Genomic DNA, 25,359 nt, shown 5'->3' with positions numbered 1-25,359 from the left:
CCTCCGGTCGGGAGGGGCTCCGTCGGTGGATCGCCCTCCACCTTCAGTACGCCCGTTCCGGCACAGCTTCTCATCCGGGTTCCCGTCGAACTCCCGCCGGTGTCCGGGGCAGAGCCGCTGTGCAACCACCCGTACCCGTCAGGCACTCTGTGCTGTTGTGGGGAGCCTTCCGAATCAGAGCGGACCGGACGACCGTGCCGCGCACATGGTGGTGTGCGGGGACGACGCCCTCGCGCACCGGCTGGCGGCCGAGTTGCGTGGTGTCTACGGGGAACGGGTGACTCTGGTCGTGCCGTCCGCCGAGCGGACCGCGCGGCCACCGGTCGTCGGACGGGCGCGCGCGTCGACGCTGCTCGACCGCGTGTCGGCCGCCATGACCCGGGCCACCGGCAACGGCAACGGCAACAGCACCACGTCGTCACAGACACAGACACAGGCACAGGCACAGACGTCGTCCTCGCCGCTTCCGGCGGACGGCGCGTCCGGTCGCGGTGTCCGTCCGTCCGAAGAGCCGCGCCCGGCACGGGTGGTGGAGGCCGCAGTACTTACCGAGGCCGTTCTCGCCGATGCCGGGGTCGAGCACGCCGCCGCGCTGGCACTCGTCCATGACGACGACGAGACCAACATCCGCGCCGCCCTCATGGCACGCCGGCTCAACCCGCGCCTGCGTCTGGTCCTGCGCCTCTACAACCGGCGTCTGGGCCAGCACATCGAGGCCCTGCTCGACCAGGCGTCCGCCCTGGCCATGGCGGGAACCGGGGAGTCCGCGGACGCGCCCGCGCCCGGCCTCGTCGACGCCTCCACGACCGTGCTCTCCGACGCGGACACCGCCGCGCCCGCGCTGGCCGCCACCGCGGTCGCCGGGACCAGCAAGGTCGTACAGACCGACGGGCTGATGCTGCGGGCCGTGGAACGGCAGCCGCCGGGCCCCGGAGAGGTCGCCGACCCCGGTCTGTGCACCCTGGCACTGCTCTCGGCCACCACCAACGACCCGGCCGGGGCCGACGGTTCGGAGAGCAGCGGCGAGCACGGGCCGCGGCTGCTGCCCGACGAGGCGTCCGTGGCCGCCGCGACCGGCCGCGGCACCATCGTCCTGGAGAACGTGTCGTACTCCGGTCCCCCGCAGCCCGCGCGACGCGGTGTCCTGCCGGGCGGACTGTCCATCGGGCTGCCCCTCGGCAGGCTGTTCTCCCGGCGGCTGCGCTGGTCCTTCGCCGGGCTGGTGGCCTGTGTCGTCGCGCTCGCGGTCGCGTCCATGCTGGTCACCGGCGCGCATCCGCTGCACGCCACCTACCTGACCCTCCTCGACCTCTTCGCGATCAACGACCCCGCGCTCGACGATCCCCTCGGCCGCCAGATCCTCCAGCTCCTCTCCGGTCTCGTGGGGTTGCTGCTGCTGCCCGTCCTGCTGGCCGCCGTCCTCGAAGGCCTCGGTACGTTCCGCAGCGGGTCGGGGCTGCGGAAGCCGCCCCGGGGGCTCTCCGGGCACGTCGTCCTCCTCGGGGTCGGCAAGATCGGCACCCGTGTGCTGGCACGTCTGCGCGAACTCCACATCCCCGTGGTGTGCGTGGAGGCCGACCCCGAGGCGCGCGGGCTCGCGCTGGCACGCCGGCTGCGGGTGCCCGTCGTCCTGGGCGACGTCACCCAGGAAGGCGTCCTGGAAGCCGCCAAGATCCACCGGGCGCACGCGCTGCTCGCCCTGACCAGCGCCGACACCACCAACCTCGAAGCGGCCCTGTACGCCCGGTCGGTACGCCCCGACCTGCGCGTCGTCCTGCGCCTGTACGACGACGACTTCGCCACCGCCGTCTACCGCACCCTGCGCGCCACGCACCCGCACGCGCTCACCCGCAGCCGCAGCGTCTCCCACCTGGCCGCGCCCGCCTTCGCCGGAGCGATGATGGGCCGCCAGATCCTCGGCGCGATCCCGGTGGAGCGGCGGGTGCTGCTCTTCGCCGCCCTGGACGTCGCGGGGCATCCGCAGCTGGAGGGCCGCACCGTCGCCGAGGCGTTCCGCGCGGGGGCCTGGCGGGTGCTGGCCCTGGACACGGCGGTTCCGGCCGACCGCCGCCTGGTCCGGGACCTGCCGCCCGCCTACGTGCTCGGGCCGGGGGACCGCGTCGTCATCGCCGCCACCCGGCGTGGCCTCGCCGAGTTGCTGGGCCGGCGCCGAAGCCCCGGTCGCGATGGCGCGCCGGACCACTGACCGCCAGGCCACTGACCGCCTGTCCGTGGCCGCCTGTCCATGGCCCCTTTTCCGTGGCCGCCTGTCCGTGGCAGCTTGTCCGTGGTCGCTTGTCCGTGGTCGCTTGTCCGTGGCCGTCGGCACGATCCCGGACAGGCGGAGGGCATCGCCGCCCGCGCGTACGCCGACCTGCGCCATGACCAGCAGTGCTGACGTTCCCGGAGTTGTCCACAGGGGAGTTGTCCACAGGCTGAGGCCTCCGTCAGCACGAAGTCGTCCGGTGCGTGCAATATGGGGCCATGACTGAGAGCAACGGGGTCGTCCCGTCCGAGGGGACCATGCCCGACTGGGAGAAGCGCTTCCGGGCGCCGCGGGTGTCCTTGCCGGACTGGGCGCAGGACGCCCCGCACCGGTCCTTGTTCGTGTCGAACGCGACAGGGACGTACGAGGTGTACGCGTGGGACCGTGACACGGGCGCCCAGCGCCAGGTCACGGACCGGCCCAACGGTACGACGGACGGCGTGCTGTCGCCGGACGGCGAGTGGATCTGGTGGTTCGACGACAAGGACGGCGACGAGTTCGGGATCTGGCGGCGACAGCCGTTCGCCGGACCGGCCGGTGGCGGCGCGGCCGCTCCCGACGAGCCGGCGGCCCCCGGGCTCGACCCCTCCTACCCCGCGGGGCTCGCGCTCGGCCGGGACGGACGGACCGCGATCGTCGGCCGCTCGACCGACGAGGACGGTTCGACGATCTATGTCAGCCGGACCGGGGAGGACCCCGTCGAGGTCTACCGGCACCGCGAGTCGGCCGGTGTCGGCGACCTCTCGCACGACGGCTCGCTGATCGCCGTCGAGCACACCGAGCACGGCGACGCGATGCACTCCGCGCTGCGGGTGCTGCGGATGGACGGTTCGGTGGTGGCCGAGCTGGACGACACCAAGGGCGGTACGGCCGAACTGGGCCTGGAGGTACTGGGCTTCGCGCCGGTCACCGGTGACACCCGGCTGCTCGTCGGACACCAGCGGCGCGGGCGCTGGGAGCCGATGGTGTGGGACGTGGTCTCCGGCGAGGAGACGGATCTGGCGCTGGCCGCGCAGCTGGACGGCGACCTGAGCGCCGAGTGGTATCCGGACGGGTCGGCCCTGCTCGTCGTCAACAGTTTCGAGGCGCGCAGCGAGCTGTGGCGGTTCGACCTGGCCACCCGTGAGCTGGAGCGGGTGCGGACGCCGAAGGGCACGGTGTCGGGGGCGACGGCCCGCCCGGACGGCAGCGTGGAGTACCTGTGGTCGTCGTCGGCCGAGGCGCCGGTGGTCCGCTCGACGTCCGGTGAGGTCGTCCTCGATCCGCCCGGCATGAAGGCCCCGCGGTCGGTGCCCGTCGAGGACGTGTGGGTGACCGGTCCTGGCGGCCGTATCCACGCGCTCGTGCAGCGGCCGGCCGGAGCCACGGGTCCCCTGCCCGCCGTCTTCGACATCCACGGCGGCCCGACCTGGCACGACAGCGACTCGTTCGCGGCGGGCCCGGCGGCCTGGGTGGACCACGGGTACATGGTGGTGCGGATCAATTACCGGGGCTCCACCGGGTACGGGCGGGAGTGGACCGACGCCCTCAAGCACCGGGTCGGCCTGATCGAGCTGGAGGACATCGAGGCCGTACGGGAGTGGGCGGTCTCGTCCGGGTATGCCGACCCGGACCGGCTGATCCTGACCGGCGGTTCGTGGGGCGGCTACCTCACCCTTCTCGGCCTGGGCGTGCAGCCCGAGGCGTGGGCGCTGGGCATCGCCGCGGTGCCGGTCGCGGACTACGTGACGGCCTACCACGACGAGATGGAGGCCCTGAAGGCGATGGACCGCACGCTGCTCGGTGGCACGCCGGAGGAGGTCCCGGAGCGCTTCGAGGCGTCGTCCCCGCTGACGTACGTCGACGCGGTGAGGGCACCGGTCTACATCTCCGCGGGGGTCAACGACCCGCGCTGCCCGATCCGCCAGGTGGAGAACTACGTGACCCGGCTCGCCGCGCGCGGCGCGGACCACGAGGTGTACCGCTACGACGCGGGGCACGGTTCGCTGGTCGTGGACGAGCGGATCAAGCAGGTCCGCCTGGAGCTGGACTTCGCGGAGCGCCACCTGGGCCGGTGACCGCACCCCTGCGGGGGAGGCCGCCCGCCCGGTGACGCGCCGGTACCCCTCGTGGCGGGAGGGCCGGCCGAGGCACCCCCTCGGCCGGGTCCCTGCCCGGCCACGTACCTTTGAGGTTGTGTACCGGTTCCTGCTGACGCCCCGCTGGTGGGGGATCAACGTCTTCGTGCTGTTGGCCATCCCCTTCTGCGTGTTCATGGGGTCGTGGCAGTTGGGGCGGTTCGAGGACCGGGTCCAGGACCACCGCGACGCCGGTGAGCAGGCCTCGGCGGCGAAGACGCAGGCGGCCCGGCCGCTCGCCGAGCTGCTGCCGGTGGACAAGGAGACGTCGGGCAAGCAGGCCACCGCGACGGGCCGGTACGGGAAACAGTTGCTCGTGCCGGACCGTGAGCTGGACGACAAGCGCGGCTTCTACGTCCTGACGATGCTGCGTACCGACGACGGCAGGGCCCTGCCGGTGGTCCGGGGCTGGCTCCCCGGCGCCGCCGGCACCGCGAAGGCCCCGGCGGCCCCGGCCGGCGAGGTCACCGTGACCGGTGCGCTCCAGGCGTCGGAGACCCCCGGGTCGAACGGGGTGCCCGCGGCCGGGGGACTGCCCGCCGGACAGACGGGTGCGATCAGTTCGGCGTCCCTGGTGAACCTCGTGCCGTACGAGATGTACGACGCGTGGATCACGCTGGCCGACGCCGACCCGGGGATGAAGGCCGTGCCCGCCACGGCTCCCTCGGACACGGGCCTGGACCTGAAGGCGTTCCAGAACCTGGGGTACACCGGTGAGTGGTTCGTCTTCGCGGGCTTCGTGGTCTTCATGTGGTTCCGGCTGCTGCGGCGTGAGGTGGAGTCCGCGCAGGACGCGGAACTGGGTCTCACGCAGGAGACGCCCGCCGGACGGACGCCCGCGGAGAGCGGGGCCTCCCAGGACGACACCGGCAACGACAACGGCACCGGCACCGGCACCGCGAAGGTGTCGTCCGCTTCCCAGTGACCCGCGGGCCCGGGCCCGGGCCGGGTTCCCGGGCCCGGGCACACGGCCCGGGCCCGCGGTACGTGCGTTGCGGTGCCGTCAGGCTCCGGACAGGAGGCCGGTCCGGTAGACCGTTCCGGCGCAGGCGTTGGACACGGTCGTCGAGGTCGCCGGTGCGCCGCCCTCGGCGACGTAGGTCACGCTGACGCTTCCGTCGACGGTCCCGTCGGCCTTCATGAGCTGCGTGTCCACGCCGCTGGTGCCCTCCGAGGAGGTACCGCCGCTGTCGCCGGTCGGGTTGTCCGTGGGGGTGGGATCGGGCGAGGGCTCCCCGCCACCGCTGCCACCACTGGCCGGGCAGGTCTCCGACGGCACCCAGGCGAACTTCACCTGGTAGGTCCCGCTCGGCTGCAGCACCAGGGTGCCGGCGTACGAGGCGGGGTCGGGCAGTCCGACGGCCTGGTCGCCCGCCGCGTGGAGCATCGTGCCGACCCTGGACTGGTCCGCGGCGCCCAGTGCGGCCGAGGACACGGAACCGCTGCCGGTGACCGTACAGCTGGCGGCGGAGACGTTGGTGACCGTGAAGGAGCCGTAGACCGCGCCGCTGCCGTCGGGTGCGCCGACGCCGCCGCTTCCCGCGACGAGCTGCGTCGACGTGCAGCCGGGCACGCTCGCGGGGGAGGGCGTCGGCTGGGCGCCGGCGGTGCTGCCGTCGCTGCCCCTGCCCTTGCTCCCGCCGCCCTTCTTGCCGTCCTTGCCCGAGCCCTTGGACGAGCCCGAGGAATCGCCGGAGCCGCCGCCGACGGAGGACTGCTTGCCCTCGTTCGCGCCGCCCTGGGTCGCCGAGGTGGCGCCCGCCATGGCCGGGTCGGCGTCGGAGCCCGACGAGTTCGAGACGTGCACGAGGGCCGGGACGGCCGTGCCGATGAAGAGCGCGGCGGCCGCCATCCCGACGAGGGCCTGGCGCTTGCGGGCCCGCCTGGCCGGGACCGCGCGGCGCAGGTGGTCCAGCGTCCCGTCGCTGGGCTCGATCTGCTCGACGGCCTGGTGCAGCAGCCGCCGCAGGGCCAGCTCGTCGGAGCCGAACAGATCCGGGCCGGGCCCGTCGGTACCGAACATGTCCGGGCCGGGTCCGTCGGTGCCGGATGCGTCCACGGCCGATGCGTCCGCGTCGGATGCGTCCGCGCCTTCCGGCTTCGGGCCTGCGGGCTCCGTACCCGGATCGCCGGACGTGCCGTCCGCGGCGTCACCGGAGGCCCAGCGCGGTGTCCTGCCGGAGGCCCTGGGCGGCTTGCGGCCGATGATCTCCGTCGGTGCGTCCGCCTCCGGCGTGTCCGATTCCGGCGTGTCCGCCTCCGGTGCGTCCGCCTCCGGTGCCGTGCCCGGCGAGGTGGGCGAGTCGGCCGAGGCGGGCCGGGCGGGTGAGTCCGCCGCCTTCTCCGCCGCGTCCGCCGCCTTCTCCGACGTCAGGTCTGTCGTCGTGTCCGGTTGGCCCGTTTCTTCCGGGCCCGAGTTCTCCGAGGGGCCGTGATTCACAGTTCCGTTCCCAGCGTGCTGCTCGTGCTCGTCGTCGCCGTGGCGACCGTGCTCGTCGTGGCGTGCTCGCTCGTCGTACCCGCTCATGCCGGTGCCCCCATGGCGACGCGCAGCGCCGCGATGCCGCGCGAGCCGTACGCCTTCACCGAACCCAGCGAGATGCCGAGGGTGGCGGCGACCTGCGCCTCGGTCATGTCCGCGAAGTACCGCAGGCTCAGGACCTCGCGCTGGCGTCTCTGGAGCCCCTTCATCGCCTTGATCAGCGCGTCGCGCTCCAGCTGGTCGTACGCCCCCTCCTCCGCGCTCGCCATGTCGGGCATCGGCTTGGAGAGGAGCTTCAGACCGAGGATGCGCCGGCGCAGCGCGGAACGCGAGAGGTTGACGACGGTCTGGCGCAGGTAGGCCAGCGTCTTCTCCGGGTCACGCACGCGCTTGCGCGCCGAGTGCACCCGGATGAAGGCCTCCTGGACGACGTCCTCGCAGGACGCGGTGTCGTCGAGGAGGAGCGCCGCGAGGCCGAGGAGCGACCTGTAGTGGGCGCGGTAGGTCTCGGTCAGGTGGTCGACGGTGGTGCCGGCCGCCAGCGTCTCGTCGGCGCCTTCGCGCTGACCGGGGATACGGGCCGGGCGCGCTGCGGGCATGGGGGCGATCACCGGCATGCCGCCGCCGGGCGCGCCGGACATGCGGGGTCGGCGGGGCGGACGCAGGGTCGTGCCGCGCGCCGCAACAGTGAATTCGAGTACCTCAGCCACGCCAGTTGGACACGCGTCCCCCCGTCGGGGTTGTACGCGACAGGCATCACTTTTACGTCGGACTGCATGCCAGACAGTTCGTTAAGTGCCCTCATACGTAAAAGCCCATCCCCTATGCCCCATATGAACGTGGCGTCCGGTCACCCCTGAAGGGCGTCCGCAAAGACGCTCCCCGCCCTCCGCGTGGTTGCGGAGGGCGGGGAGGAAAATCTTCTGGACGCCACAGACACGGACACGAGTGGTACGGACCACAGCCTGAACCACGACCGGACCACAGAAGTCACACAGATCCTACAAACGTTTCAACCGACCACCAGAGGATTTCCCGCCCGGACCTGTCCGGACCCACCGTGACCTGCCCAAGAGGAGCGGTATGTCGCGAATCGCCGGAGGTCCCGGGCCGCAGGTCCGCGGCCCGGGCGCAGGTCACAGCTCCGCGGCCACCAGTTCGGCGATCTGAGCCGTGTTCAGCGCGGCTCCCTTGCGCAGGTTGTCCCCGCACACGAAGAGCTCCAGCGCCGTCGGGTCGTCGAGCGCCCGCCGTACCCGGCCCACCCAGGTCGGGTCCGTACCGACGACGTCGGCCGGTGTCGGGAACTCCCCCGCCTCCGGATTGTCGAAGAGCACGACCCCGGGGGCCGTGGCGAGGATCTCCCGGGCCCGGTCCACCGTCACCTCGCCCTGGAAACGGGCGTGGACGGTCAGCGAGTGCGTGGTGATGACCGGCACCCGTACGCAGGTGACGGCGACGGGCAGATTCGGCAGGCCGAGGATCTTGCGGGACTCGTCCCGCACCTTCATCTCCTCCGAGGACCAGCCGTCCTCGCGCACGGTCCCGGCCCACGGCACCACGTTCAGTGCCACCGGTTCCGGGAACGGCCCGGTGTTCTCCCCCACGGCCCGCCGTACGTCGCCGGGGGTCGTCCCCAGTTCCGTACCGGCGACCAGTTTCAGCTGCTGCCGCAGCGTGTCGACGCCGCGCTGCCCCGCCCCGCTCACCGCCTGGTACGAGGACACCACCAGCTCGCGCAGCCCGAACTCGGCGTGCAGCGCGCCCAGGGCCACGATCATGGACAGGGTCGTGCAGTTGGGGTTGGCGATGATGCCCCGGGGCCGGACGCGGGCCGCGTGCGGGTTGACCTCCGGCACCACGAGCGGCACCTCGCGGTCCATCCGGAACGCGCCGGAGTTGTCGACCACGACAGCGCCCTTGGCGGCCGCCACCGGCGCCCACCGCTCCGCCACCTCGTCGGGCACGTCGAACATCGCGACGTCGATCCCGTCGAAGGCCTCCTCCGACAGGGCCACCACCTCGACCTGCTCACCGCGCACGGCCAGCTTGCGGCCGACCGAGCGCGGTGAGGCGACGAGACGGATCTCGCCCCAGATGTCCGCGTGCTGGGACAGGATCTGGAGCATGACCGTGCCGACGGCTCCGGTCGCGCCCACGACCGCGAGCGTCGGCCGCCCGGTCATCGTCGTACGCCTCCGTACGGGGGGACGGTCATCGTCCGGTGCCTCCGTAGACGACGGCCTCGTCGCTGTCGGAGTCGAGCCCGAAGGCGGTGTGCACGGCGCGCACGGCCTCGTTGACGTCGTCCTGGCGGGTCACGACCGAGATGCGGATCTCGGATGTCGAGATCAGCTCGATGTTGACGCCCGCGTCGGACAGCGCCTGGAAGAACGAGGCGGTGACGCCCGGGTTGGTCTTCATACCCGCGCCGACCAGCGAGATCTTGCCGATCTGGTCGTCGTAGCGCAGCGAGTCGAAGCCGATCGCGCCCTTCGCCTTCTCCAGGGCGTCGATGGCCTTGTGGCCCTCGGTCTTGGGGAGGGTGAAGGAGATGTCCGTCAGGCCCGTGGAGGCCGCGGACACGTTCTGCACGATCATGTCGATGTTGATCTCGGCGTCCGCGATGGTCCGGAAGATCACCGCGGCCTCACCCGGCTTGTCCGGGACGCCGACGACCGTGATCTTGGCTTCGGAGACGTCGTGCGCGACTCCGGAGATGATGGCGTGCTCCACCTTCGCGTCCCCTTGCGGATTCTCGTTGCTGACCCAGGTGCCGCGCAGTCCCGAGAAGGACGAGCGGACGTGGATCGGGATGTCGTAACGGCGTGCGTACTCGACGCAGCGGTGCAGCAGCACCTTGGAACCTGAGGCGGCGAGCTCCAGCATGTCCTCGGAGGAGATCCAGTCGATCTTCCGGGCCTTCTTCACCACCCGCGGGTCGGCGGTGAACACACCGTCGACGTCCGTGTAGATCTCGCAGACCTCGGCGGCGAGGGCGGCGGCGAGGGCGACGGCCGTGGTGTCGGAACCGCCGCGCCCCAGCGTGGTGATGTCCTTCTTGTCCTGGCTGACGCCCTGGAACCCGGCCACGATCGCGATGTTGCCCTCGTCGAGCGCCGTCCTGATGCGGCCCGGCGTGACATCGATGATGCGCGCTTTGTTGTGGACGGAGTCGGTGATGACACCTGCCTGGCTGCCGGTGAAGCTCTGGGCCTCGTGGCCCAGGTTTTTGATCGCCATGGCCAGCAGCGCCATGGAGATCCGCTCTCCCGCGGTCAGCAGCATGTCGAACTCACGCCCGGCAGGGATCGGGGATACCTGCTCGGCGAGATCGATCAGCTCGTCCGTCGTGTCACCCATCGCCGACACCACGACAACGACCTGATGGCCGTTCTTCTTGGCGTCGACGATTCGCTTGGCGACACGCTTGATGCCCTCGGCATCGGCTACGGAGGAGCCTCCGTACTTCTGCACGACAAGGCCCACGTGCGCTCCTCGCTCAGTCCGTCTCGTACCGCACGATCGCGGCCGGCTCAGTCTATCGAGCGGCCGGATCCCACCCGGGTGATATCGCATCGTGAGACGTCCCGCTCACGTGCTGATCACCGGGCGATCCTCCGGCCGCTTCCGGACCGCACCTGCCCAGACCGGACCGGTCCCACTCGCAAAGTGCGCCTAGTCACACGCTCCGGCGCGTCACAGGCAGTCACAGGCAGTCACGCGCTCCGGCGGGCCGGCGGCCGGGTCATTTGACCTGGCGCAGGCCCAGGGGCCCCGCGATCTCCTCGACCATCACGCGGCCCGCCGCCTCCGCGAGGGCCTCCTCGCCGAGGTCCTGGTCCGTGTCCAGGCCGTCCAGCTCCTCCAGGGGCTGGTTGAGCCGGACATGGGCGACCAGGGACTGCAGGGCACGCAGGGTGGCCGAGGCGGTGGAGCCCCAGTTCGAGAAGTACGAGAACTGCCACCACCACATGGCCTCCGTGGTGCGGCCCGCGCGGTAGTGGGCCATGCCGTGGCGCAGGTCCGCCATGACGTCGGCCAGGTCGTCCGAGATACGGGCCGGGACGGGGGACTTGCGCGGCTCGTACGGGTCGAAGACCTCGGAGTAGACGTCGACCGGGTCGAGCATCTCGGCGAGCCGCTCGCGCAGTTCGTCGACGTCCGGCTCGGGGCCCAGGTCCGGCTCGTAGCGCTCGTCGGGAAGGATGTCCTCGTGCGCGCCCAGGCGGCCGCCGGCCAGCAGGAGCTGGGAGACCTCCAGGAGCAGGAAGGGGACGGCCGAATCCGGCTCGTCGCCTCTCGCGACCTCGGTCACGGCGACGAGGAAGCTCTCGATCTGGTCCGCGATCTGGACCGAGAAGTCGTCGGGGTCGGGAGCGGTCGCGTGCAGCGTGGCGTCAGACATCTAGGAGCCGGCCTTCCTCGAGAACTCCATGGCGAAATCCGTGGAGAGATCAGTGGAGAAGTCCGTGGAGAGATCCGCCGGGCACTTCTTCCGTGCGACAACCAGTCGTTCAGACATCCAGCAGCCGCCTTCCCTCGAAGGCACGCCCCAGGGTGACCTCGTCGGCGTACTCCAGGTCGCCGCCCACCGGCAGCCCGCTGGCGAGGCGGGTGACCCGCAGTCCCATGGGCTTGATCATGCGGGCGAGATAGGTGGCCGTGGCCTCGCCCTCCAGGTTCGGGTCCGTGGCCAGGATCAGTTCGGTGACCGCGCCGTCGGCGAGCCGCGCCAGCAGCTCCCTTATCCGCAGGTCGTCCGGGCCGACGCCCTCGATCGGGCTGATCGCACCGCCGAGCACGTGGTACTTGCCCCGGAACTCGCGGGTCCGCTCGACCGCGACCACGTCCTTCGGCTCCTCGACCACGCAGATGACCGAGAGGTCACGGCGCGGGTCGCGGCAGATGTTGCACAGCTCCTCCTGCGCCACGTTGCCGCAGGTGGCGCAGAAGCGGACCTTCGCCTTGACCTCCATGAGGCACTGCGCGAGCCGGCGGACGTCCGTCGGCTCCGCCTGGAGGATGTGGAAGGCGATCCGCTGCGCGCTCTTGGGACCGACGCCGGGCAGTCGCCCCAGCTCGTCGATGAGGTCCTGGACCACGCCTTCGTACACGGATTGCCTTCCTGTTCCTGCTCGTTCTCGCGTTGGTTCCGGTGCTGGTGCTGGTTCCGGTGCTGGTACTCGTGTTCGTCCACGTGCTTCGGCCGGTGCCGCGGCCCGCTCGTCCGGTACGTACCGTAGTCGCGCCCGCTTCCCTGGTACGTACGGTAGTTGGCGGTCGGCCTTCTTAGAAGGGACCGCCGGATCGACTTAGAACGGCAGGCCGGGGATGCCGCTGCCGCCGCCCAGCCCCTGGGCCAGCGGACCGAGCTTCTGCTGCTGGAGCGCCTGGGCGTTCTCGTTGGCCGCCTGGACCGCCGCGACGATCAGGTCGGCGAGGGTCTCGGTGTCCTCCGGATCGACGGCCTCGGGGTCGATGACCAGGCCGCGCAGTTCACCGGAGCCCGTCACCGTCGCCTTCACCAGACCGCCGCCCGCCTGACCGTCCACCTCCGTCCGTGCCAGTTCCTCCTGGGCGTTGGCGAGGTCCTGCTGCATCTTCTGGGCCTGCTGCAGCAGCTGCTGCATGTTGGGCTGGCCACCACCGGGAATCACGATCAGCTCCTGGTTTCGTACGGCTGTCCGGCGGGTTTTCCGCCTTGGGACGAGCCTACGTGGTCTACCGGGCCGTCGCTCCAGCACTCTTTCGAGTGAGGAGAGAGATTGTCCTATACCTGATCAAGCCCCACATCCGGGCGGAAAGGACCGGAAAGTGGGGCCGTCGCCACCCGTTGGGAGGTAGGAAGGGTGCGGTGCATCGGCGCCTCGCACCGTAAACCTCATCACGCAACATCACACAGCGCCACACAAAGTCATATGACATCACGCAGCGTCGCGCTTTAGGGAGCCTCGGGTGAGCCAGCCGGACATGCAGCCCGAGGGGTCGGCCCAGGAGGGCCGGGGCGACGGCCCGGGACCCGGCGAGCTGGAACCGGGCAAGCACCCGCTGGGCGGGCAGCGGCCGGGCGGTGCCGGTCCCGCGGGGCCCCCGGGACTCGTGCCCCGGGGGGCGGCGACCGGCGATCTGACGGGGCGGGCCTTCCCGCTCGGCGACTGGGGCGAGCCGGCCGAGCGGCTCCACGAGCTGTACCGGTGGGTGGAGGCGGGGGCGCTGACCACGGTGTCCTGGTACCTCGCCGACCGGGTGTGGAAGCGGCGGTGCGCGCGGGCGCTGCGCGCCGGGGCGGCCGCCGGAGCTCTCGCCGGTGCCGCCCTGCCGCTGCTGGACCTCGCCGGGGTGCTGGGCGGGGGCGCCTCCTGGGGGTACCTGGCGTTGCTCCTGGCGGTCGGCTGTGTGGCGGGCGACCGGTGCTTCGGGGTGACCTCCGGGTGGATGCGGGACGTCGCGACGGCGCAGGCCGTGCAGCGGCGGTTGCAGGCACTGCAGTTCGAGTGGGCGTCCGAGTGCGTGCGGGAGGTCCTGGGGCCGACCGAGGGGACCGCCGGAGAGGCGGCCGAGCGGTGTCTCGGGGTGCTGCGGCGGTTCTCGGAGGACGTGACGGAACTGGTGCGGGTGGAGACCGCGGACTGGATGGTGGAGTTCCGGTCGGGGGCGACTCCGGGCGCGCTCCGGGCGGGCGGGGGCACGGGGGCCGGTTCCGGCGGCGGGGGCGCCGCCGGCGGGGGCGGGCGGGGTGACGCGTGGGCGCCGGGGTGGCCGCCGGTCCCTCCGGGGACCCGGCCGAACATGCCCCGGCAACGACCTCCGGAGTCTCCTCGGTAGGGAAGGTCCCGCCCCCTCCCCTTGAGGGCCAAGGGGAGAACGGCCGGGTGAGAGCCAGGGGGGGAACGGCCGGGTGAGAGCCAAAGGGGGAACGGCCGGGCCGTCACTGCTTCGTGTACGTCAGTTCGTCGCCGCTGCTCGTGTTCACGCGCCGCAGCCGGCCGTCCGGCAGGACGGTCAGCTCCGTCGTCCCGCCCGGTGCGCAGGACGAGGCCGGCTCTCCGACGGTGACCTCGGACGGGCCGATCCGCAGGGAACCGCCGTCGCCCGGGGCCTCCTCCAGCGCCGCGCTGAACACACAGTGGTACGTGCCGTCGCCCGCCGGTCCGTCCGCCGTCAGCGAGAGCACCGTGTCCCCCACCTCGCCCTGCTCGATGGTGAGGCGGCGGGTGTTGCGGCCCGTGTCATTGTCGATGGACGCGGTCCAGGTGCCGAGGTACGCGGCCGGGACCGCGCCGTCCGCCGGGGTCTCCCCCGCCGTGCTGGGCGGCTGTGTCGAAGGGTCCCGGGTGGACGGTCCGGGAGTGGTCGGCGCACCCGTCGTCGGCCTGCCGGTGGGGTCGCCGCCGGCCCGGCCGTCGCCGTCGCCGTTCATGAGGGCGTACACGGACGCGCCCGCGCCGAGCGCGACGATCAGTGCCACGGCGATCAGCAGCGCGGTGGACCGGCCGCTCCTGCGCGGCGGCTCCGGCTGTCCCGGCTGCGGGGCGCTTCCCGGTCCGTACGGTCCGTACGGGGGCGTCGGTCCGTACGGAGGGGTCGAGCCCGCGGCGGGTGCGTACCCGGCCGGGGCCGCCGACCAGGCATCGGGCCGCTGCTGGTGCGGGTAGCCGTAGCCGATGGGCTGGGGGTGCTGCTGGGGATAGCCGTAGGCGGGATGGACCGGGCCCGGGGGCGGGGGTGTGCCGGGCAGGCCCGCCGTCATCGTGGGGAGGCTGTCGACGGGGGCGCCGGGCGGGCCGGACGGAGGGCCCGGCCGGGACGGGGAGGAGGCGTCGGGCGTGGGGGCGTGTTCCGGGGAGGCCTCGGGGGTGGTGGCCGGGGTCGGGGTGGGCGTGGGTGTGGGTGCGGGTGCGGATGCGGATGCGGGCGCGGGTGTCGAGGGGCTCGGGGGGCCAGGGGGGTCCTGGCCCTCAGGACCCTCGTCGGCCCGGACGGCCTCGTCCTCGAACGCCGGACGGGCTCCGGGGCCGGGCGCCGGACGGGCCGAGGTGTCCGGGTCCTCCGCGTCCAGCAGCTGGACCGCGTGGCGGCCCAGCTGGGCCACCAGCATGCCCGGCAGCCAGGGATCGCGGCTGCGGCCGTCCGCGACCGTGTCCTCCGCTCCCGTGCGCCGCAGGATGTCGTCGAGGGTCGGGCGGGAGGCGGGATCCTTGCGCAGGCACTGCCGGACGAGATCGGCGATGCCCTCCGGGACCCCTTCCAGGTCCGGCTCCTCCTGGGCGATGCGGAACATCAGGGCGTGCCCGCCGCTGTTGGCCGAACCGAACGGCAGGGCCCCGGTGGCCGCGTACGACAGGACCGAGCCGAGGCAGAAGACGTCGCACGCGGGGGTGATCCGGTCGCCGCGGACCTGCTCGGGGGCCATGAAGCCGGGCGAGCCGACCAGGGCGCCGGTGCGGGTGAGGCCGCCGTCGGCGACCGTCTCCAGGGCGCGGGCGATACCGAAGTCGATGACGCGCGGGCCGTCGATCGTGACGAGGATGTTCGACGGTTTGAGGTCGCGGTGGATGAGACCGGCCGTGTGGATGTCCTTCAGCGCGTGGGCGAGACCCGCCGCGAGGATCCGTACGGAACGCTCGGGGAGCGCGCCGTGGTCGTGGCCGACGACCTCCTCGAGCGAGGGCCCCGCCACATAGCCCGTGGCCACCCACGGGACCGCCGCCTCCGTGTCGGCGTCGAGCACCGGCGCCGTCCAGTACCCGCCCACCCGCCGGGCCGCCCGCACCTCCTGGCGGAACCGGGCGCGGAACTCCTCCTGCTCGGCGAGTTCCCGGCGGACGAGCTTGACCGCGACCGTCCGCCCGCGGTCGGAACGCGCCAGGTACACCTGGCCCATCCCGCCGGCGCCCAGCCTGGCCAGCAGTCGATACGCGCCGATCCGGTGCGGATCCGCGGGCCCGAGTTTCTCCATCGAAACGCCGCCCTCCCCCCGTGCATGTGCGACAGGCCGAGGATAGTGCGGCACGACGGGGTGGCGGCAGGAGCGGGGTCTACGGTTCCGTAACAGCCGGTGCCGTCTGCGTGACCGCGTCGGAGAGGGGGCCGGGACCGGGTCACCCGACAACCTGTCGCGTTACCGGCCGCGTCGCAGACAGGACGCCGATGGTGTGCCCGCGCCGGGGCCCCTACGCTCTGGCCGCATGACCCCTCAGCCCCATCCCCGTCCCCGTCCCCGTCCTCATGTCCAGGCCCGTTCCCAGGCCGGCGCCGCCGTGAAGGCCGCGGACCGCGCGCACGTGTTCCACTCCTGGTCGGCGCAGGAGCTCATCGACCCGCTCGCCGTCGCAGGTGCGGAGGGGTCCTACTTCTGGGACTACGACGGCAACCGGTACCTGGACTTCACCAGCGGACTCGTCTTCGCGAACATCGGCTACCAGCACCCCAAGGTCGTCGCGGCGATCCAGGAGCAGGCCGGGAAGCTGGCCACCTTCGCGCCCGCGTTCGCCGTCGAGGCCCGGTCGGAGGCGGCCCGGCTGATCGCCCGGCGGACGCCGGGCGACCTGGACAAGATCTTCTTCACCAACGGCGGCGCCGAGGCCGTCGAGAACGCCGTCCGGATGGCCCGGCTGCACACCGGCCGCCCGAAGGTGCTGAGCGCCTACCGCTCGTACCACGGCGGGACCGCCGCCGCGATCAACCTCACCGGCGACCCGCGCCGCTGGGCGAACGACACCGGGACGGCCGGGGTCGTGCGCTTCTGGGCGCCCTTCCTCTACCGCTCCCCCTTCCACGCCGAGACCGAGCGGCAGGAGTGCGAGCGCGCGCTCCAGCACCTGGCCGACACCCTCGCCTTCGAGGGTCCGGCCACCGTCGCCGCGATCGTCCTGGAGACGATCCCGGGCACGGCGGGCATCATGATCCCGCCGCCGGGCTACCTGGAGGGCGTCCGCGCGCTCTGCGACGAGTACGGCATCGTCTTCGTCCTCGACGAGGTCATGGCCGGCTTCGGGCGGACCGGCAAGTGGTTCGCCGCCGACCACTGCGGCGTCGTACCGGACCTGCTGACCTTCGCGAAGGGCGTGAACTCGGGATACGTGCCGCTCGGCGGTGTCGCGATCTCCGGGGCGATCGCGGACACGTTCGCCCGCCGCCCGTACCCCGGCGGTCTCACCTACTCCGGGCACCCGCTCGCCTGCGCCGCCGCCGTCGCCACCCTGAACGTGATGGAGGAGGAGGGGATCGTCGAGCAGGCCGCCCGGATCGGCGAGGACGTCCTCGGACCCGGACTGCGCGAGCTGGCGCGGCGCCACCCGAGCGTCGGCGAGGTGCGCGGCACCGGAGTCTTCTGGGCCCTGGAGCTCGTACGGGACGCGGAGACCCGCGAGCCCCTCGTCCCGTACAACCCGGTGGGCGAGGCGAACGCCCCGATGGCCGCCTTCGCCGCCGCCGCGAAGGCACACGGTCTGTGGCCCTTCGTCAACATGAACCGCACCCACGTCGTACCGCCGTGCACCATCACGGAGACGGAGGCCAAGGAGGGCCTGGCCGCGCTCGACGAAGCCCTCTCCGTGGCCGACGAACACACCTCTTGACGGGGGTGTCGCACAAACCCGTCGGCCCTTCGTCGAACGCGTAAGGTGACTGGCTCGTAGACATGAGCGAGTACTTATCCGTTGGAGGAAGGACCCGGACGATGCCCGGCACCGGCAGCGGCAATGGCGCCGTCACGCGCAGCACCCTGCGGCAGCAGATCGCGGACGCGCTGCGCGACGAGGTGCTCGCCGGGCGTCTGCAGCCGGGCAAGGAGTTCACGGTCAAGGAGATCGCCGAGCAGTACGGCGTCTCCGCGACCCCCGTCCGTGAGGCCCTGGTCGACCTGTCGGCCCAGGGCCTCCTGGACGCCGACCAGCACCGCGGGTTCCATGTCCACGAGTACTCGCTGAACGACTACCGGGGCATGATCGAGGCCCGCACGCTGGTCACGGAGAGCATCTTCCACGGGCTGCTGGACGCGACCGGCGCGACCACCAAGGGAGCCCGCGCCGCGCTCGCCACCCGCGCAGACGACCCGCGCACCGCCGCCGCGCTCGCCGGGGTGCGCCGCCGCGGCGAGGAGGCGCAGCGGGCCGCCACGGCCGGTGACCTGAACATCCTCATCGGCTACGACCTGCGCTTCTGGCGCGAACTGAGCAACCTGTTCGGCAACCCCTACCTCGCCGACTTCCTGCACCGGCTGCGCGTCCAGTCCTGGGTGTGCGCGGTCCAGCACCTGCGCCGGCTGGAGGATCTGCGGGGCCACCTGTGGGCCGGGCACACGGACCTCGTGGACGCCCTCACGCGCCGGGACGCCCCGGCCGCGCACGACATCGTCGCGGCGTACAACACCCACTCGCTGACCCTGATCGAAGTGCTGTCGCAGGGCTGAGGGCCGCGAATCGGCAACGGAGCGGGCAGGTGGGCCGACTGCGGAGCGGGCAGATGAGCCGGCGGCAGGGCGGGCAGATGGGCCGGCGGGTGTGGGGTATCCGACCCGCACAGGGGGGACCGACCGCGCCCCCACCCATTACGCTGCCTTGACCACCGTGCTGAACGAGGAGCTCTCAGTTGGCCTGTGACCTGTGGCTGGTCCCGCTCGTCGACGTGTTGTGCCACACCCCCGACAACCCCTTCGCCGAGGAACTCGCGCTCTACGACAAGACGCTGGGCGAGGCCGGACTACCGCCGGTACCGGTGTACGCGTACATGCCGGGGCTCTCCGGCGACGTGGCGCCGGTCGCGGGCTTCGACTACGACGCACTGCACTTCCTGCGCCGCGCGTACCTCCTGCAGGTGTGCCAGCTGCCGGTGACCCCGGTCGGCGAACTGGGCGGCGACTACGAGCAGCTGCTGGAGATGTTCGACACGACGGCCCGGCAGTCCCACCTGGTCTGGCACTACGACCACGCGGGCGCGTACGTCCCGGTGGACTTCCCGCATCCCCTGTCGAACGACGAACTGCTCGCCGGCGGCGGCCCGTTGGGATCCTCCCAGGTGCTGCTGCGCGAGCTGGAGTTCGTCGCGCCGTCGATCGGCATCGACCCGGCGAACCCGCCGGTCCCGCCCCGGCCGCCGGCGGCCCCCACGGAGCTGGAGGAGCCGGCCGCGCCCGCGCCCTTCGACGACAGCCCGTTCGCCCGGGAGCGGCACGTCTGGCTGGGCCTGCACGCGGCGGCGACCCGCAGCCTGGCCCAGGGCTCGATGATCATCTTCAGCTAGGCCCGGTACCGGGCCGCGGGTCCCGTGACAGGCCGTGCCCCCGGCCGGCCGGAGCCGGTCGGGGGCACGGATGTCCTGGTCCCGCCGTCTACTTCAGGAACGAGTTGATCTCGATCGTCTCCGTGCGGCCCGGGCCGACGCCGATGGCGGAGATCGGGGCGCCGGACATCTCCTCCAGCGCCTTCACGTACGCCTGGGCGTTCTTCGGCAGGTCGGCGAAGGTCTTGGCCTTCGTGATGTCCTCCGACCAGCCGGGCAGGGTCTCGTAGACCGGCTTCGCGTGGTGGAAGTCGCTCTGCGAGTACGGCAGCTCCTCGACGCGCCTGCCGTCGATCTCGTACGCCACGCAGACCGGGATCTGCTCCCAGCCGGTGAGGACGTCGAGCTTGGTGAGGAAGAAGTCGGTCAGGCCGTTGACGCGCGTCGCGTACCGGGCGATGACCGCGTCGAACCATCCGCAGCGGCGGTCACGGCCGGTGGTGACACCGCGCTCGTGGCCGATCCGGCGCAGCGCCTCGCCGTCCTCGTCGAACAGCTCGGTGGGGAACGGACCCGCCCCGACCCGCGTCGTGTACGCCTTCAGGATGCCGATCACGCGGCTGATCTTCGTCGGGCCGACGCCCGAACCCGTGCAGGCGCCGCCCGCGGTGGGGTTCGACGACGTCACGAAGGGGTACGTGCCGTGATCGATGTCCAGCAGCGTGCCCTGGCCGCCCTCGAAGAGGACCACCTTGTCGTCGTCGAGCGCCTTGTTGAGCACCAGGACGGTGTCGGCGACGTACGGGCGCAGCTTCTCCGCGTAGGTCAGCAGCTCCTCGACGACCTGGTCGGTCTCGATGGCGCGGCGGTTGAAGACCTTGGTGAGGAGCTGGTTCTTGCCGTCGAGGGCCGCCTCGACCTTCTGCGTCAGGATCGACTCGTCGTACAGGTCCTGGACGCGGATCCCGACGCGGTTGATCTTGTCGGCGTAGGTCGGGCCGATGCCCCGGCCGGTGGTGCCGATCTTCCGCTTGCCGAGGAAGCGTTCCGTCACCTTGTCCACCGTCACGTTGTACGGCGTGATGATGTGCGCGTTTCCGCTGATGAGGAGCTTGGACGTGTCGACGCCTCGCTCGTTCAGTCCGTTCAGCTCGGAGAACAGGACCGACGGGTCGACAACGACTCCGTTACCGATGACCGGGGTGCACCCCGGCGAGAGGATTCCGGAAGGGAGGAGGTGGAGGGCGTACTTCTGATCACCCACGACTACCGTGTGGCCGGCGTTGTTGCCGCCTTGGTAGCGCACCACATAGTCCACGGAACCACCGAGCAGGTCGGTGGCCTTTCCCTTGCCTTCGTCACCCCACTGAGCACCGAGCAGCACAAGTGCGGGCACGCGCGTACACCCCTTCCGGGCGGGGCATGTCCAAGGTCGGGGACGTACGCTGCCGCTTCTGGTATGGCTGCGTACGCCCGCGACCATCTTTGGCCGCGACCGTCGGACCGGATGCCCCGGAATAGACGAAGCCCCTGGCGCAATCGCGCAAGGGGCTCTTGCACAAAGATGCTACCCGAGGAAGCGAGGCATGACCGAGGTGGCGACTTCCGACCAGCTCCTGGTGGTCATCGACCCGGTCGCCCGTCACGGTGACGGTGAGGCGGTACGGATCGCAAAAGACGTGCTCAGTGCGGGTGCGACGACGAAAGTGTGCCTCCCCGACGGGCCCGAGGAATTCGACCGGGCACTGGCCCGGAGGGGGTCGCGGCGGCCCGTCGTGATCGGGGACGACCGGGCGCTGCTGCGTGCCGTGTCCCTCCTGCACCGGCGGCGCGAGCTGGCCGGATGCGCGCTGTCCCTGGTGCCGGTGGGCGTGGACGACGGCGCCGTGGCGCTCGCACGGGCCCTCGGGGTGCCCCTGGGGGCCGTCGCGGCGGCCCGCGCCGTGCTCGACGGCTCCGAACGGCGGCTCGACCTGCTGGTGGACGACAGCGACGGGGTGGTGCTCGGCGCGCTGCGGATTCCGCCGCTGGGCCGGGATGCGGATGATCCGGGCGCTCATGCCGGTTCCGGGGACGGCGGGAGCGCCGGGGATGCCTGGGGTGCCGGGGGTGCTTGGGGTGCCCGGAGTGCCGGTTCCTCGGCGGACGGGGGTCACCGGCACCATCACCACCACTGGCTGCACACCTGCCGATCTCTCGTCCGTACGCTCGCCGCGCGTCCCGTCCGGGGTGCGGCGCCCTCCGCGCCCGGGCCCACGCGGTTGCGGATCGAGGTCGACGGTCGCACCCTCGTCGATCTGGACCAGCCCGTGGCGGCCGTGTCGATCACCACGGGGGACGGCGAAGGCAGGGGCGGGGGCGGCGGGGGTGGTGGCGGGGGCAGGGCACGGGTCGTGGTCCGGCCCGCCTCCGTCGGCGCGTCGGCCGCGCCGCTGGAGGCCGTGGCCCGGACGATCACCGTGTCCGGGGCGGACTTCCGCTACCGGGCGGACGCGGTGGTGGGCGGGCCCGTGCGGACGCGGACGTGGGTGGTGCGGGAGGGGGCGTGGGGGCTGACCTTGCCGAGGTGACCCGTGGCGCCGACCGGGGCTCCTCCGGGAGGGAGAGAGGGAGGGCGGCGGGAGCGCGGGAGGGCGGGAGGGGGTGGACGAGGAGTTTGTCGCCCCCGCCGCCCCTACCCGATCCCATCACCTGCTCAGGGGCTCCGCCCCCGAACCCCCGCTCCTCAAACGCCGGAGGGGCTGGGGGAGGCGGGGGGACTGAGGGAGCGGAGAGCGAAGGGGAGAAGGCGGAGGTGTTGAAGGCTGGGTGGCGGGAGGGGCGAGGTGGTGACCAGGAGGCTGGTTTGTCATAGTTCCACTTGGAGTTCCTCCAGTCCTCGGATCACGAAGTTCGGTTTGCGGTGGGGGTCGGCCGCCAGGCGGAGTGACGGGGCCTGTTCCAGCAACGCGCCCATGGAGGCCGCCAGCTCGATACGGGCGAGCGGTGCCCCGATGCAGTAGTGGATCCCCGCGCTGAAGGAGATGTGCGGGTTCTCCCCGCGGGACAGGTCGAGCGTCTCCGGATCGGCGAACACCGCCGGATCGTGGTTGGCGGATCCGAACAGCAGCGCCACCTCGCTCCCCCTCGGGATCACCGTCCCGTCGACCTCGATCTCGTCCAGCACCCAGCGCTCGAACAGCTGCAGCGGGGTGTCGTACCGCATCAGCTCCTCCACCGCCGTGCCCACCAGGCCCCGGTCGGCGCGCAGCGCCGCCAGCTGTTCCGGGTGCCGGAACAGGGCCCACCAGCCGTTCACCGTGGCGTTCACGGTCGCCTCGTGGCCGGCGTTCAGCAGCAGTACGCACGTCGAGATCATCTCCTGCTCACTGAGCCGGTCCCCCTCGTCGTAGGCGGCGATCAACCCCGACACCAGGTCGTCGCCGTGCTCCTCGCGCCGTACCGCGATCAGCTCCCGCAGGAACTCCGTGAACTCGACCGACGCCCGCACCGCCTTCTCCGCGGTCTCCTCGGACGGGCTCAGCTCGTACATTCCGCAGATGTCCGCCGACCAGGGCCGCAGCTGGGCCCGCTCGGACTCCGGGATGCCCAGCATCTCCGCGATCACCGCCACCGGGAGGGGCTCGGCGACGTCCTTCAGCAGATCGCCGCCGCCTGCCGCGACCAGGTCACCGACCAGCTCGGACGCCAGCCGGTCCACGTACGGGCGCAGCCGGTCCACCGTCCTCGGGGTGAACGCCTTCGACACCAGCCGCCTGATGCGTGTGTGGTCCGGGGGCTCCAGGTCGAGCATGCCGTGGTCGTTGAGCACGTGGAACGGTTCGTGCTCCGGGGGTGGAGCGGTCCGGCCGAAGTCCTCGTGGGTGAAGCGGTGCTGGTAGGTGCGGCCGAGGCGGCGGTCGCGCAGCAGCGCCGACACGTCCGTGTGGTGGGGGATCAGCCACTGGTTCGTGGGCTCGTAGTAGTGCACCCTGCCGTGTGCGCGGAGGTCCGCGTACGCGGGGTACGGGTTCTCCACGAAGGCTTGGTCCCAGGGGTCGAAGGACTTCGGGGGGTCGATGGCTGTCATGAGCGGACGCTAGCCGGGGGCGCCCCTGTCTGAACAGGGCCGTCTTCCTCTTCACACGGCTCCGCCGGGGTGCGCGGCCCCCGCGCCGCTGAGGACGTCAGCCCGGAGTCACCAGCTTGGCTTCGTAGGCGAAGACCGCTGCCTGCGTCCGGTCCCTCAGGCCCAGTTTCACCAGGACGCGGCTCACGTGGGTCTTGATAGTGGACTCGGCCACGACCAGGCGGCCCGCTATCTCCGCGTTGGACAGGCCCTGGGCGATGAGCACCAGTACCTCCGTCTCGCGCTCCGTCAGGTCTCCGTACGCCGCGTGCGCGGTGGCCGGGAAGCGGGGCTCCTGGGACATCTTCGAGAACTCCGTGATCAGCCGCTTCGTCACCGAGGGGGCCAGCAGGGCCTCGCCGGCCGCCACCACCCGCACCCCGTCCGCGAGCTGACGGGCCGAGGCGTCCTTGAGGAGGAAGCCCGACGCTCCGGCGCGCAGCGCCTGGTACACGTACTCGTCGAGGTCGAACGTCGTCAGCACGAGCACCTTCGCCGTACCGTCCGCCGCCACGATCTCGCGCGTCGCCTCGATGCCGTTCATCTCGGGCATCCGGATGTCCATCAGGACCACGTCCGGTGTGAGCTCCCTGACCCGGTCGACCGCCTCCCGGCCGTTGACCGCCTCGCCGACGACCTCGATGTCCGGCATCGCGCCGAGCAGCACCGAGAACCCCTCACGGACCATCATCTGGTCGTCGGCGATCAGTACCCGGATGCTCATGCCGGGTCCTCCGTCGCCCCGGCCGACCTGACCGGCAGGAAGACCGCGACCTCGTAACCGCCGTCGTCCGTCGCCTCCGCCGTCATCTCCCCGTCCAGCATCGACACCCTTTCCCGCATCCCCGTGATGCCGTGCCCGGCGCCAGGTGACGGCTTGACCAGCCCGGTGGGCGGACCGTTCACTATGCGCAGTCCGAGCCCGCCGAGCACGTAGCTGACCTCCACCTCGGCCGATGCGCCCGGCGCGTGGCGCAGGCTGTTGCTCAGCGCCTCCTGGACTATGCGGTAGGCGGACAGCTCGACGCCCTGCGGAAGCTCCCGCACCGCCCCGGTGACCGTGCTGTTCACCTGGAGGCCGGCGTCGCGCACGTTCGACAGGAGGCGGTTCAGGTCCGCCAGCTTGGGCTGCGGGGCGTCCGGGGCCTCGTAGTCCTCGGCGCGTACGACGCCCAGGACCCGGCGCAGCTCGGACAACGCTATGACCGCGTTCTCCCTGATCACCTTGAAGGCGTACTCCAGCTCCGGCGGAGGATTCTCCACGCGGTACGGCGCGGCCTCCGCCTGGATGGCGACCACCGACATGTGGTGGGCGACCACGTCGTGCAGCTCCCGGGCGATCGTCGTGCGCTCCTCGAGGAGGGTGCGCCTGGAGCGCTCGTGCGCGGTCACCGTCTGCTGAGCGGTCACCTTCTGCGCGGCCTCGCGGCGCACGTGCCACACCGTGACGACGAGCAGGGCCAGCGCGCTCACGAACAGGAAGGGCATGGTGTTCGTGTAGTAGGAATCACCGCTGAAGAGGATCTCCTCGAAGAGGCCGTAGGCCGCGGTCAACGCCCACATCCAGGCCGCGGTGCGGGGCCTGGTGCGCATCGCCACGATCGTGAGCACGATCAGGTGGGTCGCGAAGGCACCGGGCCGCCAGGGCCAGTCGGCGCTCCCGTCGCTGCCGAACAGGGCTATGACCGGGGTCAGCGCCATGGAGACCCAGAAGGCGCCGACCGGCCTGAGCAGGGTCAGCGAGACCGCGCCCAGCGCCAGGAGGCCGGTCAGGAGCTGTGGCAGGTCGCCGCCGCCGTTGCCCGCGAGGGAGATGAGCAGCGCCATCATGCCGGCCAGCACCACCAGGGCGTGCGGGAGCCGGGTGGCCCGCTCCCGCAGGCGCGGCGGCAGCCGTCGCGTGAGGGGGCCGTCCACGCGCATCCTCGGGAGCGGACGGAAGGCGAAGGCGTCCTGGAACAGGTCCTGCCGCAGCCCCTGCGACGCGTCCATCGCCAGCTGGAACTCGGGGCTGCGCGGCCGGCCGCCGGCCGGCGGTGTCGTCTGGGTCTGGGTCGTCTCGGTCACATACGAACCGTAGGCGGAGACGGGGACGGCGGTCGTCACCAGTGAGAGGGGTCCTGCGGCCTCCCTCTCAGGTACTACGGGTCCTGGCAGGTCA

General features: G+C 72.0%; 20 protein-coding genes. 8 read left to right on the top strand and 12 right to left on the bottom strand.

The window, feature by feature from the left end; all coding sequences use genetic code 11:
* Positions 1–205: 205 nt before the first annotated feature.
* From QFZ75_RS21085 to QFZ75_RS21075, 3 genes are all read left to right on the top strand, one after another.
* Positions 206–2,206 carry an NAD(P)-binding protein gene (locus QFZ75_RS21085; RefSeq protein ID WP_307544640.1) on the top strand — a complete coding sequence of 667 codons (2,001 nt, stop codon included), beginning with the start codon at positions 206–208 and terminating at the stop codon, positions 2,204–2,206.
* Positions 2,207–2,484: 278 nt separating this feature from the next.
* Positions 2,485–4,323: a prolyl oligopeptidase family serine peptidase gene (locus QFZ75_RS21080; RefSeq protein WP_307539133.1), complete on the top strand. Its 1,839-nt coding sequence runs from the start codon at positions 2,485–2,487 to the stop codon at positions 4,321–4,323.
* A gap of 118 nt (positions 4,324–4,441) precedes the next feature.
* A complete protein-coding gene (locus QFZ75_RS21075) occupies positions 4,442–5,308 on the top strand; it encodes an SURF1 family protein (RefSeq protein WP_307539131.1) in 867 nt (288 codons plus the stop codon).
* Between the two features lie 78 nt (positions 5,309–5,386).
* Here the strand turns inward: QFZ75_RS21075 and QFZ75_RS21070 are convergent, their stop codons facing one another.
* The 7 genes from QFZ75_RS21070 to QFZ75_RS21040 form a co-directional block, all read right to left on the bottom strand.
* On the bottom strand, positions 5,387–6,910 hold the full coding sequence (locus QFZ75_RS21070; protein WP_307539130.1) for a hypothetical protein: 1,524 nt from the start codon (positions 6,908–6,910) through the stop codon (positions 5,387–5,389).
* Positions 6,907–7,482 carry a SigE family RNA polymerase sigma factor gene (locus QFZ75_RS21065; protein ID WP_307544638.1) on the bottom strand — a complete coding sequence of 192 codons (576 nt, stop codon included), beginning with the start codon at positions 7,480–7,482 and terminating at the stop codon, positions 6,907–6,909. The genes QFZ75_RS21070 and QFZ75_RS21065 overlap by 4 nt, the downstream gene beginning before the upstream one ends.
* A 519-nt stretch (positions 7,483–8,001) precedes the next feature.
* On the bottom strand, positions 8,002–9,051 hold the full coding sequence (locus QFZ75_RS21060) for an aspartate-semialdehyde dehydrogenase (protein WP_307539127.1): 1,050 nt from the start codon (positions 9,049–9,051) through the stop codon (positions 8,002–8,004).
* A 28-nt stretch (positions 9,052–9,079) separates the two neighbouring features.
* Entirely contained in the window at positions 9,080–10,354 is a 1,275-nt protein-coding gene (locus QFZ75_RS21055) for an aspartate kinase (RefSeq protein WP_307539125.1), read from the bottom strand.
* A gap of 259 nt (positions 10,355–10,613) precedes the next feature.
* Positions 10,614–11,273, bottom strand: coding sequence for a DUF5063 domain-containing protein (locus QFZ75_RS21050; RefSeq protein WP_307539124.1), 660 nt, complete (start codon positions 11,271–11,273; stop codon positions 10,614–10,616).
* A 109-nt stretch (positions 11,274–11,382) separates the two neighbouring features.
* Complete coding sequence (gene recR, locus QFZ75_RS21045) at positions 11,383–11,982, bottom strand: recombination mediator RecR (RefSeq protein WP_189773119.1); 600 nt, start codon at positions 11,980–11,982, stop codon at positions 11,383–11,385.
* A gap of 198 nt (positions 11,983–12,180) precedes the next feature.
* Positions 12,181–12,525 carry a YbaB/EbfC family nucleoid-associated protein gene (locus QFZ75_RS21040; protein WP_307539122.1) on the bottom strand — a complete coding sequence of 115 codons (345 nt, stop codon included), beginning with the start codon at positions 12,523–12,525 and terminating at the stop codon, positions 12,181–12,183.
* A 298-nt stretch (positions 12,526–12,823) separates the two neighbouring features.
* Between QFZ75_RS21040 and QFZ75_RS21035 the strand changes: the two genes are divergently transcribed.
* Entirely contained in the window at positions 12,824–13,693 is an 870-nt protein-coding gene (locus tag QFZ75_RS21035; RefSeq protein WP_307539120.1) for an SLATT domain-containing protein, read from the top strand.
* A gap of 103 nt (positions 13,694–13,796) precedes the next feature.
* Here QFZ75_RS21035 and QFZ75_RS21030 read toward each other — a convergent pair whose 3' ends face one another.
* Positions 13,797–15,827: a serine/threonine-protein kinase gene (locus QFZ75_RS21030; RefSeq protein ID WP_307539118.1), complete on the bottom strand. Its 2,031-nt coding sequence runs from the start codon at positions 15,825–15,827 to the stop codon at positions 13,797–13,799.
* Between the two features lie 229 nt (positions 15,828–16,056).
* Between QFZ75_RS21030 and QFZ75_RS21025 the strand changes: the two genes are divergently transcribed.
* From QFZ75_RS21025 to QFZ75_RS21015, 3 genes are all read left to right on the top strand, one after another.
* Entirely contained in the window at positions 16,057–17,448 is a 1,392-nt protein-coding gene (locus QFZ75_RS21025) for an aspartate aminotransferase family protein (protein WP_307539116.1), read from the top strand.
* Between the two features lie 101 nt (positions 17,449–17,549).
* Positions 17,550–18,281: a GntR family transcriptional regulator gene (locus QFZ75_RS21020; RefSeq protein ID WP_307539114.1), complete on the top strand. Its 732-nt coding sequence runs from the start codon at positions 17,550–17,552 to the stop codon at positions 18,279–18,281.
* 179 nt (positions 18,282–18,460) lie between these two features.
* Positions 18,461–19,111 (top strand): hypothetical protein, encoded by a 651-nt coding sequence (locus QFZ75_RS21015; protein WP_307539112.1) that lies wholly within the window; start codon positions 18,461–18,463, stop codon positions 19,109–19,111.
* 88 nt (positions 19,112–19,199) lie between these two features.
* Here QFZ75_RS21015 and QFZ75_RS21010 read toward each other — a convergent pair whose 3' ends face one another.
* Positions 19,200–20,486, bottom strand: a complete 1,287-nt coding sequence (locus QFZ75_RS21010) for an adenylosuccinate synthase (protein WP_307539110.1) — start codon at positions 20,484–20,486, stop codon at positions 19,200–19,202.
* A gap of 190 nt (positions 20,487–20,676) precedes the next feature.
* Here QFZ75_RS21010 and QFZ75_RS21005 point away from each other — a divergent pair, with 190 nt between their 5' ends.
* Complete coding sequence (locus tag QFZ75_RS21005; RefSeq protein WP_307539108.1) at positions 20,677–21,660, top strand: diacylglycerol kinase; 984 nt, start codon at positions 20,677–20,679, stop codon at positions 21,658–21,660.
* A 278-nt stretch (positions 21,661–21,938) separates the two neighbouring features.
* Here the strand turns inward: QFZ75_RS21005 and QFZ75_RS21000 are convergent, their stop codons facing one another.
* The 3 genes from QFZ75_RS21000 to QFZ75_RS20990 form a co-directional block, all read right to left on the bottom strand.
* Positions 21,939–23,159 (bottom strand): cytochrome P450, encoded by a 1,221-nt coding sequence (locus QFZ75_RS21000; protein ID WP_307539106.1) that lies wholly within the window; start codon positions 23,157–23,159, stop codon positions 21,939–21,941.
* A gap of 97 nt (positions 23,160–23,256) precedes the next feature.
* Entirely contained in the window at positions 23,257–23,922 is a 666-nt protein-coding gene (locus QFZ75_RS20995; protein WP_307539104.1) for a response regulator transcription factor, read from the bottom strand.
* Positions 23,919–25,304: a sensor histidine kinase gene (locus QFZ75_RS20990; protein WP_373465909.1), complete on the bottom strand. Its 1,386-nt coding sequence runs from the start codon at positions 25,302–25,304 to the stop codon at positions 23,919–23,921. The genes QFZ75_RS20995 and QFZ75_RS20990 overlap by 4 nt, the downstream gene beginning before the upstream one ends.
* Positions 25,305–25,359 lie beyond the last annotated feature (55 nt).

It is taken from the genome of Streptomyces sp. V3I8 (genome assembly GCF_030817535.1).
GTDB lineage: Bacteria > Actinomycetota > Actinomycetes > Streptomycetales > Streptomycetaceae > Streptomyces.
This window is presented reverse-complemented; position numbering and strand designations above follow the sequence as displayed.

Excerpts from the sequence above, each read along its gene's own strand:
- QFZ75_RS20995 (WP_307539104.1), bottom strand. The coding sequence starts at position 23,922 with ATGAGCATCCGGGTACTGATCGCCGACGACCAGATGATGGTCCGTGAG.
- QFZ75_RS21030 (WP_307539118.1), bottom strand. The coding sequence starts at position 15,827 with ATGGAGAAACTCGGGCCCGCGGATCCGCACCGGATCGGCGCGTATCGA.
- QFZ75_RS21085 (WP_307544640.1), top strand. The coding sequence starts at position 206 with ATGGTGGTGTGCGGGGACGACGCCCTCGCGCACCGGCTGGCGGCCGAG.
- QFZ75_RS21070 (WP_307539130.1), bottom strand. The coding sequence starts at position 6,910 with ATGAGCGGGTACGACGAGCGAGCACGCCACGACGAGCACGGTCGCCAC.
- QFZ75_RS21025 (WP_307539116.1), top strand. The coding sequence starts at position 16,057 with ATGACCCCTCAGCCCCATCCCCGTCCCCGTCCCCGTCCTCATGTCCAG.
- QFZ75_RS21005 (WP_307539108.1), top strand. The coding sequence starts at position 20,677 with ATGACCGAGGTGGCGACTTCCGACCAGCTCCTGGTGGTCATCGACCCG.
- QFZ75_RS21060 (WP_307539127.1), bottom strand. The coding sequence starts at position 9,051 with ATGACCGGGCGGCCGACGCTCGCGGTCGTGGGCGCGACCGGAGCCGTC.
- QFZ75_RS21020 (WP_307539114.1), top strand. The coding sequence starts at position 17,550 with ATGCCCGGCACCGGCAGCGGCAATGGCGCCGTCACGCGCAGCACCCTG.
- QFZ75_RS21065 (WP_307544638.1), bottom strand. The coding sequence starts at position 7,482 with ATGCCGGTGATCGCCCCCATGCCCGCAGCGCGCCCGGCCCGTATCCCC.
- QFZ75_RS21000 (WP_307539106.1), bottom strand. The coding sequence starts at position 23,159 with ATGACAGCCATCGACCCCCCGAAGTCCTTCGACCCCTGGGACCAAGCC.
- QFZ75_RS21080 (WP_307539133.1), top strand. The coding sequence starts at position 2,485 with ATGACTGAGAGCAACGGGGTCGTCCCGTCCGAGGGGACCATGCCCGAC.
- QFZ75_RS21050 (WP_307539124.1), bottom strand. The coding sequence starts at position 11,273 with ATGTCTGACGCCACGCTGCACGCGACCGCTCCCGACCCCGACGACTTC.